The 11,956-nt window shown below is 64.3% G+C and carries 13 protein-coding genes; 4 read left to right on the top strand and 9 right to left on the bottom strand.

Translation table 11 applies throughout. The features are described from left to right. Nucleotides 1-26: 26 nt before the first annotated feature. Nucleotides 27-689 carry a YIP1 family protein gene (locus RIN49_RS20225; RefSeq protein WP_309121961.1) on the bottom strand — a complete coding sequence of 221 codons (663 nt, stop codon included), beginning with the start codon at nt 687-689 and terminating at the stop codon, nt 27-29. A gap of 123 nt (nt 690-812) precedes the next feature. Here RIN49_RS20225 and RIN49_RS20220 point away from each other — a divergent pair, with 123 nt between their 5' ends. Further along, complete coding sequence (locus RIN49_RS20220) at nt 813-1,736, top strand: AEC family transporter (RefSeq protein WP_309121960.1); 924 nt, start codon at nt 813-815, stop codon at nt 1,734-1,736. Between the two features lie 112 nt (nt 1,737-1,848). Further along, nucleotides 1,849-3,117: an MDR family MFS transporter gene (locus RIN49_RS20215; RefSeq protein ID WP_309121959.1), complete on the top strand. Its 1,269-nt coding sequence runs from the start codon at nt 1,849-1,851 to the stop codon at nt 3,115-3,117. 278 nt (nt 3,118-3,395) lie between these two features. Here RIN49_RS20215 and RIN49_RS20210 read toward each other — a convergent pair whose 3' ends face one another. From RIN49_RS20210 to pdxR, 6 genes are all read right to left on the bottom strand, one after another. Beyond that, the gene (locus tag RIN49_RS20210) at nt 3,396-4,421 is read right to left on the bottom strand and encodes a ThiF family adenylyltransferase (protein ID WP_309121958.1); all 1,026 of its coding nucleotides are present in this window, start codon (nt 4,419-4,421) and stop codon (nt 3,396-3,398) included. A gap of 18 nt (nt 4,422-4,439) precedes the next feature. After that, complete coding sequence (locus RIN49_RS20205; protein ID WP_309121957.1) at nt 4,440-4,715, bottom strand: MoaD/ThiS family protein; 276 nt, start codon at nt 4,713-4,715, stop codon at nt 4,440-4,442. A gap of 5 nt (nt 4,716-4,720) precedes the next feature. Further along, nucleotides 4,721-5,818, bottom strand: coding sequence for a WD40/YVTN/BNR-like repeat-containing protein (locus RIN49_RS20200; protein ID WP_309121956.1), 1,098 nt, complete (start codon nt 5,816-5,818; stop codon nt 4,721-4,723). Nucleotides 5,819-5,946: 128 nt separating this feature from the next. Continuing rightward, a complete protein-coding gene (locus RIN49_RS20195; RefSeq protein ID WP_309121955.1) occupies nt 5,947-6,501 on the bottom strand; it encodes a hypothetical protein in 555 nt (184 codons plus the stop codon). Between the two features lie 71 nt (nt 6,502-6,572). Continuing rightward, the gene (locus tag RIN49_RS20190) at nt 6,573-7,529 is read right to left on the bottom strand and encodes a hypothetical protein (protein ID WP_309121954.1); all 957 of its coding nucleotides are present in this window, start codon (nt 7,527-7,529) and stop codon (nt 6,573-6,575) included. Continuing rightward, nucleotides 7,526-8,992, bottom strand: a complete 1,467-nt coding sequence (gene pdxR / locus RIN49_RS20185) for a MocR-like pyridoxine biosynthesis transcription factor PdxR (protein WP_309121953.1) — start codon at nt 8,990-8,992, stop codon at nt 7,526-7,528. Before pdxR ends, RIN49_RS20190 begins: the two co-directional genes overlap by 4 nt. 116 nt (nt 8,993-9,108) lie before the next feature. Here pdxR and RIN49_RS20180 point away from each other — a divergent pair, with 116 nt between their 5' ends. Beyond that, entirely contained in the window at nt 9,109-9,735 is a 627-nt protein-coding gene (locus tag RIN49_RS20180; protein WP_309121952.1) for a pyridoxamine 5'-phosphate oxidase family protein, read from the top strand. On the opposite strand, the gene RIN49_RS20175 is transcribed toward RIN49_RS20180, so the two are convergent. Further along, entirely contained in the window at nt 9,732-10,115 is a 384-nt protein-coding gene (locus RIN49_RS20175) for a YkvA family protein (protein WP_309121951.1), read from the bottom strand. The two genes, RIN49_RS20180 and RIN49_RS20175, sit on opposite strands and share 4 nt — an antisense overlap. A 166-nt stretch (nt 10,116-10,281) precedes the next feature. Next, nucleotides 10,282-10,917: an FMN-dependent NADH-azoreductase gene (locus RIN49_RS20170; protein WP_309121950.1), complete on the bottom strand. Its 636-nt coding sequence runs from the start codon at nt 10,915-10,917 to the stop codon at nt 10,282-10,284. Nucleotides 10,918-11,086: 169 nt separating this feature from the next. On the opposite strand from RIN49_RS20170, the gene RIN49_RS20165 reads away from it, so the two are divergent. Then, the gene (locus RIN49_RS20165; protein WP_309121949.1) at nt 11,087-11,938 is read left to right on the top strand and encodes a helix-turn-helix transcriptional regulator; all 852 of its coding nucleotides are present in this window, start codon (nt 11,087-11,089) and stop codon (nt 11,936-11,938) included. The last annotated feature ends 18 nt before the right edge of the window (nt 11,939-11,956 follow it).

Genomic DNA, 11,956 nt, shown 5'->3' with positions numbered 1-11,956 from the left:
GGATTCGAGTGCTCCGCGACCGCGAATTACGCCGCCGGCGCGGCCGGAATGAGCGCGAAGAGCGACGTGCCGAGACGAACGAGCAGCCAAGCGCCGACGATCCAGAATGCGACCGACTTCGGGGATTTCCGCATCATGACCGCGGCCCCGACGACCGTCAGCACGAGGCTCCACAGGCCGAACGGATCCAGCACGGACGAGACGAGCGTGAAGAGGAACCCCGTTTTCTCCGTGAAGAGTACCCCGCCGTTGAGCATGACGTCGGTGATCGAATCGGCGTCGAACGCCTTCGCCAGCGCGGTCGTCAACAGCCCGCCGAGCAAACCGGGGATCATCGAATACAAGGAAACCTTGGACAGTTGCATGTACGTTCCTTCGCCGCGAACGATCATGTTCAGCAAGAAGAGCAGAAGACCGACGAAAAACATGAGCGCGGCCGGCATGACCGCTCCGGTGATCCAGGCCGTCACGCGGGAAATATTCAGGATCGTCTCCATCTCGGCCGCTCCAAGCGGTTGCTGCTGCGCCTCGAACTGCGCGAGCATTTCCTTTTCGATCAAGGGCCATTGCAAATACGTCGCCGCGACGGACAACGCGGACACGAGCAGGAGCGCGACGATCCAGCCCCCTCGTTCCCGCAGCCGCTCGAACGCCGCCGTCGGGGAGATTAATACTTGGAAAAATGCCATTTTCATCCCTCCATAGAAATCTACCAATCCTTGCTAGAATTATAACATAGCGGGCGTCGCCCGCCGCTAACCCATGGTATAATGGCACTTACAAATCAAACGAGAGAACGTGGAGAACCCATCATGACGATCTTTACGCACATCCTGCTCAATAACGTCGTTCCGTTGTCCATTATGATCGGCCTCGGCGTCGCGCTGCAGCGCGCGTTCAAGCTCGATATCCGGACGCTGTCCAAGCTGAACTTCTATTTCTTCTCGCCGGCCATGCTGTTTACGATGCTTTATGAATCTACGTTCACGACCGATACCGCGTTTCGGACGCTGCTCTTTTTCGCCGTGTTCTATGCGATGCTGATGGCCGTCGTCGAGCTGTTCATCCGCCTGCGCGGGTTGAAGGAAGGCATGCCGTCCGCGATGCGGAACAGCGTTATCTTCTACAACAGCGCCAACTTCGCCATCCCGCTCAACCAGCTCGTCTTCGCCAGCAACCCGTTCACGATGTCGATTCAGCTCATTATCATGGTCATCCAGAGCCTGCTGCCGAACACGTTCGGCATCTTCACGATCAACGCTCGGAAAATGGAACTGAAACAAGCGCTCAAAGTCGTCTTCACGTTCCCGGCCATCTACGTCGTCCCGGTCGCGCTCCTGATGAAGGGCTTCGACGTGCCGGTGCCTTCGCCGATCTATACGCCGCTCGAATACATCGCGCAGGCGTTCATCGCGACCGCGCTGCTCACGCTCGGCGCCCAGCTCGGCAACATGAAGTGGAGCCTCTCGAAGTTCGATCTCGTCTTCTTCTCGAACGGACTGCGCCTGCTCGTCTCGCCCGCGCTCGGCTTCCTCGCCGTCTGGCTGCTCGGGTACGAGGGTTTGCTGGCCCAGGCGCTCGTCCTGTCGTGCGCCGTGCCCACGTCGCTGAGCAGCGTACTGCTCGCCGTCGAATTCGACAACGAACCGGACTTCGCTTCGCAAGCGGTATTTTCGTCGACCGTCTTCAGCATCTTTACGGTGGCCGTCGTCATTGCGCTGATCGGCGGCTTGTAGAAAAAGGGGAAATCCCCGTTCGCGAAATTACTCTTTTTGTTTCTTTCCGCCCCGATATAATGAAACACAATAGTTGAATCGCTTATAGAGAGAACACGGGGTGTGGGAGAGTATGTGGAGAAGAGGACGCTTCGCCGGCCTCGCCGGCCGCTACGACCGCGCGATCTGGATTCGCCTCGTCGGCACCGCGCTGACGACCGTCGCGAATTTCATGATTCGCCCGTTCATGGTGCTTTACTTGTACGACAAGCTGGAGGGCTCGGTGCTGCTGCCGATGCTGATCGTCGGCCTGCAGCCGCTGACATCGATGTTCGTCGGCTTATGGGGCGGCGGCCTCGCCGATAAATACGGACGCAAGCCGCTCATGGTCGGCGCGCTGATCGTCAACGCGGCGGCGATGGCGGGCTTCGCGGCGTCCGAGGAGCTGTGGCATTTCGCGTTGTTTTCGATCCTGAACGGCGTGGGCATGAGCCTGTTCTATCCGGCGGCGAACGCCCAGGTCGCCGACATCGTCGGGCCGGAGCGCCGGGCCGAGGTGTTCGCCGCGCTGCACGCGGCGTTCAACGTCGGCGCCGCCTTCGGGCCGATGCTCGGCTTGCTCGTCTTCACGTGGGAGCCGAAGATCGTATTCGCCTTCTCGGCCGTCACCTTCGTCGCGTACTTGGCGCTCGTGCTGCGGTACATCCCCGAGACGCTGCCGCCGAAGACGGCGGGAGCCGGCGCGGACGCGGCGGGCGCGGCGGCGGCCGGACCGTCGGAACGGCTGACGTTCCGCGGCCATGGGCTGCTGTTCGCGATGACCGGCTTGGTCATTCCGATCAGCCTGCTGTATGCGCAAGTAGAAACGGTGCTGCCGCTGCACCTGCAGACGACGTTCGCGGACGACTACAAGATGATGCTCACGACGATGCTGTCGATGAACGGACTGATCGTCATGCTGCTGCAAATTCCGGTGGCGCGTTGGACCGAATCGTGGGCGACCCACCGCGTAGTGCTGCTCTCGTACGGCCTCCTCGCCTGCGTCGCGCTCGGGTACGGCTTCGCGCCGTGGTTCGCGCTGCTGCTGTTCGCCGAGGTCCTCTTCTCCTTCGGCGAAATGCTGAGCGGCCCGCATCTGCAGAAGGCCGTCTCGATGATCGCTCCGGAACATATGCGAGGCCGGTACTTCTCGGTGTACAGCATGAACATGCAGCTGTCCCGCGGCCTCGGGCCGGTCGCCTTCGGCGTCGTCTTCGAGCTGTGGGGCGGGGCGGCCGCGTTCGGCGTCATCGCCGGCTTGCTGCTCGTCGCGGGCGTCGCGCAGTACGGACTCGTCCGCGGCATCTCGAAGCCGCGGAGCGCCTCGGAGAAGGGCGCGCTGAAGCCGGCCGCCGAGGCGTGAGGCGAGAGGGAACAGATCCGCTCATTCGTGAGTTTCGCCCGTCAAATCCGTTGGGAAACGGAAAACCTCCCACTCATTTTGCTGAATCCGGGCTTATCGGTCCATTTCAGGCAAATGAGAGGGAGGTTTTCCCGTTCAGGCGGCCAATTTCGGCATCGGCCATGAAAGTAACGGGAACTTTTCCCGTTCGTAGATCCCCGCTACTGCCCGCCCGCTCCACGCAAAACAAAGACCCAGGCGAAGCTCGGTCCATCCGAGCTCCCTGGGTCTTTGCGCGTTCATCCGCCGACATACCGGTCGTACAAGCTCTTCGCCCGCGCCACGTCCTCCGTGCCCTGCACGAGCGTCCGCCCGTCCGGGAACAGCACGAGGCGTTCCCCTTCCGGCAGCGTCGCGCGCAACAGGAACGGGTTGCGCTCCAAAGCGCACACCGGCGCCAGCCGCTCCGCGAGCCGTTCCAGATCGAACGGCTTCGACGCGCGCACCTGCACCGTCTCCCGCCCGCACAGCGTCGTCGTCTCGCTCTCCGCCGCGTCGAGCGACGGATACCGGCGCGAACCGGCGGCGCCGCACGTCGGGCAATCGAGCTTCGAAGGCGGAAGCTTCATGTCGAACAGCTGATGCCGCCATATCTCCAGCGACAACAAGCTCCTCCGCCGCGCCTCCGAGGCGCCGACGAGCAGCTTCAGCGCTTCGATCGCCTGGAACGACGCGACGATATCGACGATCGGCGAGACGACGCCGATCGTATCGCACGTCTCGCCCCCGCCGTCCGGGTCCGACCCGATCAGGCAGCGCAGACACGACGTCTCGCCCGGCACGAAGACGGCGGTCATGCCCTGCGAGCTGACCGCGCCGCCGTACACGAACGGCTTGCCATGCTTATAACAAGCGTCGTTCAGCAACAGCCTCGTGCGGAAGTTGTCCGTCCCGTCGAGCACGATGTCGACGCCGTCGAGCAGCGCCTCCGCGTTCGCCCCCGTCACGTCCGCCACGACCGGCTCGAGCCGGACGCCGGAGTTGATGCGCGACAGCTTGCGCTCCGCCGCGACCGCCTTCGGCAGCCCGGCCTCCGCGTCGTCCTCGTCGTATAACATCTGCCGCTGCAGATTGCTCTTCTCTACGTAATCGCGGTCCGCAAACCGGACGAGCCCGACGCCGGAGCGAACCATATGGCTCGCGAGGACGGCGCCGAGCGCCCCCATGCCGACGATCAACGCGCCGGAAGCGCCGAGACGTTCTTGTCCCGCCGCGCCGATCGGCGCGAACCGCATCTGCCTCGAATACCGTTCCAAATCCGCCACGGTCCCGCGCCTCCTCCCTTATCCGCCGGAGACGGCCTGCAGCACGCGCAGCTTGTCCCCCGCCTGCAGAGGGACGTCGAACCGTTCCAACCACTCTATATTATCATCGTTCAGGAAGAGGAGCACATGCTGTCTCAGCTTCCCTTGCTCCGTATACAGGTGGCGCTTCAGCAGAGGGTAGTCCGAAGCCAATCGATCGAGCGCCTCCCCGAGCGTCTCCGCTTCCAGCGGGAACCGCGTCTTTCCCTTCGTGCAGTCGCTGAGCAGCATCGGCACGCTGACCTCGATGAGCATTCCCGCTACGCCTCCAGCACCCAGGTTTTCACCGACAGGATGCGCGACAGCTGACCCGGCAGGCGCGTCCACGTCCGCCCTCGGTCGATCGAACAGAACGCCTCGCCCGACGTCGTCCCGAAGTACACGCCGTACGAATCCAAGCCGTCGACCGCCATCGCGTCGCGCAGCACGCTTACGTGCCGCTGTTCGTCCGGCACGACGTCGCCGACCGGCGCCCATGCGTCGTCGCCCCGCGAACGACCGTACACGAGCAGCTTGCCGTCCCGCATCGTCCGCAGCTCGCTGCTCTCGAGCGGCGCGAGAAATAAATCGCCGTTCGGGGCGACGACGATCGGGAAGCCGAACGGCATATCGCCTTCCTTCATCGTCAGTCCTTCCTCGATCGGGAACCAGCTGTCGCCGCCGTCGTTCGACTGGAACACGCCTCCGTGCTCCTGCATGTAGAGCGTATCCGGGTTCGCCGGATCCAGCACCATCTTATGGATACAATAGCCGACCTCGTCGTACGGCTGGCCCGTCGGCACGCGGGCGAGGCCGACGTTGCGCGGCTGCCACGTCTCGCCGCCGTCCTCGGTCCGGAATACGCCGACCGCCGACATCGCCACCCACATCCGCTTCGCGTTCCGCGGGTCGACGAGAATCGTATGCAGGCACATGCCGCCAGCCCCCGGGAACCAATTCGGCCGCGTCGGATGCTTCGTGAGCGCGTCGAGCTCCCGCCAGTGGTCCCCGCCGTCGCGGCTGACGAACAGACCCGCCTCTTCCGTGCCCGCGAACAGCGTTCCCGGCTCGCTCTCGTGCCCCGGCGCGATCTGCCAAATCCGGTTCATCGAGAAACCGCTTTCTTGCGAGAACGACGGACTGTCCTCGATCTGCGTCCAGCTCTCGCCGAAATCGTCGGACACGCGGATGGACGGACCGTACGCCGCATGCGACGTGCCCGCGAACAACCGCCCGCTGCGGCCGTCGCCGAACACGCTGTACGCCTCCCAGCCGGACAGGAACGGTCCCTTCAGGCTCCACTCCCGCCGATCCTCGTTGGATTCGTAGAAAAATACGCCTTTGTTCGTTCCGACCAATACTAACACTCTCTTGCTCATGGGCTACCCCCTCGGGAAAATGGGTTGATCTCCGTCCTCGCCAGTTGTTCCCTATCATTTCGACATGCGAACAACAGTTCCTTCCGACGAACGAAAATTATTTTCCAATTTAGGGAGGTTCCGCCTCTCTAGTACTCGATCATGACGACCGGCGTGCCAAGCGTCAGCCGCCACAGCCCCGTCTCCGTGTCCAGATGCGCGGCGGCCATCAGGTGGATCGAGCCGTCGCCTTCGCCCACCGACGCCGAGAACGTCGGCGCGCGGTAGCTGTAGCTGAACGTCGTTCCATCCTCGTACCCTTCGACGAGCGTCGTATCGGCGGCGTCCGTCAGGCGGGGCCAAACCGCTTCCACGTCGGCGGGAACGAGCGTCCCTTGGACGTTGACGAACCAATCGGCGTTCTCGCCTTCCAGCGACGCCTGCCGCCGCTCGATCCATCGGAGCGCTTCCGCCTCGTCCTCGCCGCTCCATCGCGCGAGTCCGTCCGACGTGCGAACGCCGACGACCCACAATCGGCCGTCCTCGGCGATGAGCCCGGAAGCCAGCGCGGCGAGGCGCGACGCGTCGTCCGCCGGCGAACCGGAGGAGGCGTTCGCCGCGAAGGCGGGCATCCACCCGCCGAGCCCCGCCGCGCATACCAACGCCAATGCCGCTCCCGCCATCCATCCGACAAACCTCTTCATCCGAATCGCTCCTCTAGTAACCGAATTCTATTTACTAGAGAGGATGGCCAAGTTTCGCTAGATTTATACGGCTACAGCAAATCCCCCGCGGTCACGACCGCGATTTGTTTCGCGCCGATCCAGAAGTAAAGCGCCTTGTCGGCCGGCACGTCCCGATAGATCGACCGATCGCCGAGCAGCGCCGTTCGGGCCAGCGCCCGCAGGAAGGCGGCTCGCTCCCGCTCCCCCTCGGGCAACGCGCCGGGGTCGAACTTCACGCCGAATTTCGACGATTCGGTCACTTCGTTTTCGTACGGGTCCAGCTCTTCTCCCTTCTCGTCGAAATACCCGACCCGAAACGCCGGCTCCGCGCGAAGCGCGCCTTCCGTCCGCTCTAGCTCCTTAAAAAACGCCGCCGTATAGAAATGCACAAGGTAGATGTCCGTATGCTCATGCTCGTAGTACCCCCGGAACACGTCCTTCTCCGACCCATCCGCCATCGGCACCGTAACGACCAGCGGATGATCTTCGAGATAAGGCTGTTCCTGCAGGCCGTCCGCGTACCGCGTTCGGAGCAGCGCGACGTTCGGCGCTCCCGCGGTCGATCCGTAATAGACGCTTAGCGTTTCGTTCCCGGCCGGGGAAGGAATTTCCGCGATCGCCCCGTAATCGACGTCCTGCGATGCGTCCTCCTCCCCGCCATGCGACCATACGACCGTACCGCCGACCCGATCGAGCTCCTCCAGAAACCAGCGGCGAACGACCGCCGGCGCGTCGTCGACGGCGTATTCCCTAAGGACATATGACGCCCGCCCGTCTTCGTCCGCGCGTTCGTGGCGGAACGCCCAACCTGGCGGGACGGCGACCCGGTCGAAGGCATGCTCCGGGAAGGGTTCCGTCTCCGTCCCCGCCGGCTGCGTCGACTCCGTCGTCCCGTCGATCCGCCCCGGTTCCGGTCCAGGCTCCCGCTCGCAGGCGGTCAGCGCCCCCAAGGCGATGCAAAGCCATAACGCCGCGATCGCCGATGGCCGACGTCGTCTCTCCTTCATCCGCGTTCCCTCCTTCTTCCTTCGGCTTCCGCCGCAGCGATCGTCTCGACCCCGAATCGGATCGCCTCCGGTTCGACGCCCGCGAAGCCGAACGCGGCGGCGCCTATCCATTCGCCGTCCCGTTCGTACGAGGCGTCGGACCAAGCGACGCCCCGCGCCGCGCACGCCTCGATCAGCGCCTCGTACGCGTCCCGCTCCCCCGTCCAGCGGGCGTACACATGCAGCCCCGCGTCCTGCGGCCGCATCTCGAAGACGTGCCCGAGCTTCTCTCGCAGCGCCGCGATGAGCGTTTCATATTTGCGGCTGTACACGCGCTTCATGCGCCGCAGATGGCGCTCGTAGCCGCCGTTCTTCATGAACGCGGCCAAGGCGAGCTGCTCTACGAGCCCCGTCGGGTGCGGCTCGTAGAGCCGCTTCAGCGCCGCGTACGCGGGCAGCAGCGCGTCCGGCAGCACGGCGTACCCGACCCGCAGCTCCGTGTACATCGTGCGCGAGAACGTGCCGACGAAGACGACGCGCCCCTGCGAATCGAGCGACTTCAACGGCTCTACCGGCCGGCCGGCGTGGCGGAATTCGCTGTCGTAGTCGTCCTCGACGATCCACGCGTCGGCGCCGGCGGCCCAGCGCAGCAGCGCGAGCCTCCGCTCGAGCGGCAGCACCGCGCCGGTCGGGAACTGGCGGTTCGGCGTCGCGACGAGCAGCCGGGCTTGCCACGGCGCGGGGATGATGCCGCGCTCGTCGACGTCGGCGTCCAGCGGCACGCCTCCGGCCGCCAGCACCGCCCGGCGGATGCCGCCGTAGCCGGGCCGCTCGATCGCGACCGCGTCGCCGGGGTCGACGAGCAGCTGCACGAGCAGGGCCAACGCCTGCATCGAGCCGTTCACGACGACGATGCGCTCGGCCGTCGTCGCGATGCCGCGCGCGCGCCCGAGGTGGCGCGCGATTTGCTGGCGCAAGGGCAGGCACCCTTGCGCGTCATGGGCGGCGTCGGCGCGGCCCGCCGCCGTCTCCCGGGCCGCCGCGTACGCGGCCCGGTGCCATTCCGCCGCCGGGAACGCGGCGGCGTCCGTCCGGGCGGTCGTGAAGTCGACCGCCCAGCCCCGCGCCTCCCGCTCCCGGGGAGGCGCCAGCCCCGCCGCCAGGCGCGCGCCCCAGGCGGACAGCTTCGGCTGCGCCGACGCGGCCGCGCCCGCCCCGCCCGCGCCCCCCGGCGGCGCGTAGCAAGCGAACGTGCCGCGCCCGACTCCGCCCGCCGCGTACCCCTCGCCGGCGAGCAAATCGTAAGCCGCGTTCACCGTCCCGCGCGACAAGCCGTACGCCGCGGCCAGCGCGCGGCTCGAGGGCAGCCGCTCGCCGGGCGCCACGCGGCCGCCGACGATCGCGTCCCGCAGCGCGTGGTATAGCGCCATATACTTCTGCGGGTATTCCCGCGCATACCGTTCATACGATGTCAGCAGGTCCATAGGGCGTCCTCCGATGTTCGAATTGGTCCAGTAAAACCAATCTAAATTGGATCTTTTCCCTTGTCAATCCGAACCTTACAATAGGATAAATTCAAGCGAGCCGGGGGCGAAAGCAGATGAGAAGAAGCACGTTTCACATGAAGGAAGAAGAGGAGATCGAGGCGTTCCTGCGGGAGATGACGTTCGGATTCCTCGGGACGCACGGGGACGACGGATACCCGCACATGACGCCGATCAACTTCGTCTACGAAGGCGGCGCGTTCTATATGCACGGCAGCCGCGTCGGGCAGAAAATGAGGAACCTGAAAGCGAACGAACGCGTCACCTTCGCCGTCGCCAAGGAGTTCGCGCTCATTCCTTCCTACTGGACCGACCCGGAGATGGCGTGTCCCGCGACCGCCTTCTTCAAGTCGGTGTTCGTTCGGGGCTCCGCCGTCGTCGTGGAGGACCCCGAGGAGAAGGCCGCCGCGTTCGAGGCGTTCATGCGCAAGCTCCAGCCCGAAGGCGGGTACGAGCCGATCACCCCGCAGCATCCGCAATACGCGAAGGAGCTCAAGGCGGTCGGCATGATCAAGATCGTCGTCGACGACATGACCGCGAAGTTCAAGTTCGGGCAAAACTGGCCCGAAGCCCGCACCGACCACGTGTCGCACGAGCTGGAACAGCGGGGGCGTCCGCTGGACGCCGACACCGCCGAGCTGATGCGCAAGTATTGCCCGCATCATAAGCAGCAGGAAAGTTAGAAGCGGCGCAGCAGCCAAACCGCCAGAGCGGCAGCGCAGACGATCCACGCGACGCCGACGAAGAGGGCGCCGACGCGCGAGACCGGCTTCCGGCCGCCCTCCGCGAGCCGGCGTTCCGCTTCTTCCCGGCATTCGCGCAGGACGGCGTCCGGCACGAGCCGCAGCGCCAGCCAGACGCCGAGCGGCACCAGCACGACGTCGTCCAGCAGCCCTAACACCGGAATGAAATCGGGTATCAAATCGATCGGACTGAACGCATAGGCGACGACGGCCGCGGCGACCGCCTTGGCGTACCACGGCGTATCCGAACGCCGCGCGGCGAAATACAGCGTTAGCGATTGCCGCTTCAGCCGCTTCGCCCAGGCGCGCAGCTTGTCCATGCCGATCCACTCCTCGTTTTTCCCTCTACTATACTAGATCCGCGGCTCGGAGAGGAGTCCGTCTCCGGCGCTCGAATCGAATTTTCTTCTTTCCGGCGCCTCGGCACGCAAAAAAAAAGGGAACATCTCTGTTCCCTTCCCCGCCTCTATGCCCAACTGGGCGCGCTTACCAAATCCGGGCGAGCGCCGCCGCTCGTTCCAACGCTTGCTCTCTAATTTCCGACATCCGTTCCGGGAATTGATTATGCCCTTCGACGCCGAAGCGCTCCACGTCCGTAATCCCGATGAAATTCAATACGGCTCGGAGATGGCGATGACCGTGATCGGCCGCCGCCGCCGGACCTTCGCCGTAGACGCCTCCGCTCGCCTGAATATGAATCGCTTTACGGCCGGTCGCGAGGCCGATCGGTCCTTCGGCCGTATAGCGGAACGTCTTGCCCGCGGCGGTGACGGCGTCCAAATACGCCTTCAGCACGGGCGGATACGAGAAGTTCCACATCGGCGAGACGATGAGAAATTTGTCGGCCGCAAGGAACTGGTCGACGATTTCGCCGAGACGCGCGATTTTCTTCTTGGCCTCCGTCGGCAAGTCGTCGAACGCGGCGCCGGAGCGCAAGGCGTTCCAACCTCTAAGCACATCGGCGTCCAACGCCGGGACGTCGGCGCGGTACAGATCGAGTCGGACGATCTCGTCTTCGGGCCGTGTATCGCGATAAACCTCTAGGAAACGCTCCGCCGCGGTCAGGGACATCGACTCGTGCGCTTCCAACGGATGCGAGTTAATATAGAGTAAAGCGGTCATACGATAAAACTTCCTTTCCGATATGGGAATTTTCTTTCTACGCCGATTGTACGGCGCCCCGGGCGGCGGAGGAAGAACCGTAATTGTTCTATAATGTTTAGCGGTACGATCAGCAATACTACTATAAAAACTATTAGGATGTCGGAGTGAGATACGGATGGACGGAGTTATGAGAAGAGCGGAGTTAGGGGATTTCCTGCGAACGCGCAGGGAGCGGCTGGCGCCCGACGACGTCGGATTGCCTGCGGGGCAAGGCGCGCGGCGCCGAGCCAAAGGACTCCGGAGGGAAGAGGTGGCGGCGCTGGCGGGCATCTCGCTCCCTTGGTATACGTCCCTGGAGCAAGGCAAGGACATTCGCGTTTCCGAGCAGGTGCTTGAGAGCTTGGCACGGACGCTTCGGCTTTCGAGAGACGAGCGCGTTCACTTGTTTCTTCTGGCGGATCAACGGATGCCTGCTCGCATCGCGGAGGAAGCTTACGACGACATCGATGCGCATGCGCTGAAGCCCGTGCTCGATCGGCTGGACCCGTTCCCGGCGTACGTCATGGACCGAAGGATGAACGTCGTCGCATGGAATCGGCCGGCGGAACTGCTGTTCGGCGGGTTCGACGCCGCCGGGGACGGCGGGCGCGAACGAAACCTTCTGTGGCTCATGTTTACGAAGGAGGAGTTTAAGACAAGGTTCGGCCATTGGGAACAGATGGCGAAAGATTTGACGGCCCGATTCCGGACGTACTATGCGAAGCATATCGAAGATCCTTGGTATCAAGAGACGGTCGCCGCGCTCGCGGCGTCGAGCGCCGAATTCGCCGACTGGTGGACGGAGCATTCGGTCTTGTGCTTGCGGAACGGTCCCGACGTGGCGGCGCATCCGGAGAGCGGACACGTGAAGATGGTCGCGCATGCGTTCATCCTCGCGGACCGGGAGGATGCGGTCATGACGGTGTACACGCCCGCGCCGACCGAAGCGGTACCGGAAGGAATGCGATGCATCGAAGCGGTTCCGGAGCCGGCGCGGTGAACGCGCCCCCCGCTCCCT

The organism is Paenibacillus sp., from assembly GCF_031177825.1.
Lineage (GTDB): Bacteria > Bacillota > Bacilli > Paenibacillales > YIM-B00363 > Paenibacillus_AE.
The sequence above is the reverse complement of the archived record's forward strand: the minus strand, read 5'-3'. Positions and strand labels throughout refer to the sequence as shown.

What these genes read in the sequence shown, in the direction of transcription:
- pdxR (WP_309121953.1), bottom strand. Translation starts at nt 8,992, where the DNA reads ATGGACCTGCTGACATCGTATGAACGGTATGCGCGGGAATACCCGCAG.
- RIN49_RS20205 (WP_309121957.1), bottom strand. Translation starts at nt 4,715, where the DNA reads ATGCTCATCGAGGTCAGCGTGCCGATGCTGCTCAGCGACTGCACGAAG.
- RIN49_RS20190 (WP_309121954.1), bottom strand. Translation starts at nt 7,529, where the DNA reads ATGAAGGAGAGACGACGTCGGCCATCGGCGATCGCGGCGTTATGGCTT.
- RIN49_RS20200 (WP_309121956.1), bottom strand. Translation starts at nt 5,818, where the DNA reads ATGAGCAAGAGAGTGTTAGTATTGGTCGGAACGAACAAAGGCGTATTT.
- RIN49_RS20170 (WP_309121950.1), bottom strand. Translation starts at nt 10,917, where the DNA reads ATGACCGCTTTACTCTATATTAACTCGCATCCGTTGGAAGCGCACGAG.
- RIN49_RS20175 (WP_309121951.1), bottom strand. Translation starts at nt 10,115, where the DNA reads ATGGACAAGCTGCGCGCCTGGGCGAAGCGGCTGAAGCGGCAATCGCTA.
- RIN49_RS20195 (WP_309121955.1), bottom strand. Translation starts at nt 6,501, where the DNA reads ATGAAGAGGTTTGTCGGATGGATGGCGGGAGCGGCATTGGCGTTGGTA.
- RIN49_RS20215 (WP_309121959.1), top strand. Translation starts at nt 1,849, where the DNA reads ATGTGGAGAAGAGGACGCTTCGCCGGCCTCGCCGGCCGCTACGACCGC.
- RIN49_RS20180 (WP_309121952.1), top strand. Translation starts at nt 9,109, where the DNA reads ATGAGAAGAAGCACGTTTCACATGAAGGAAGAAGAGGAGATCGAGGCG.
- RIN49_RS20165 (WP_309121949.1), top strand. Translation starts at nt 11,087, where the DNA reads ATGAGAAGAGCGGAGTTAGGGGATTTCCTGCGAACGCGCAGGGAGCGG.
- RIN49_RS20220 (WP_309121960.1), top strand. Translation starts at nt 813, where the DNA reads ATGACGATCTTTACGCACATCCTGCTCAATAACGTCGTTCCGTTGTCC.
- RIN49_RS20225 (WP_309121961.1), bottom strand. Translation starts at nt 689, where the DNA reads ATGGCATTTTTCCAAGTATTAATCTCCCCGACGGCGGCGTTCGAGCGG.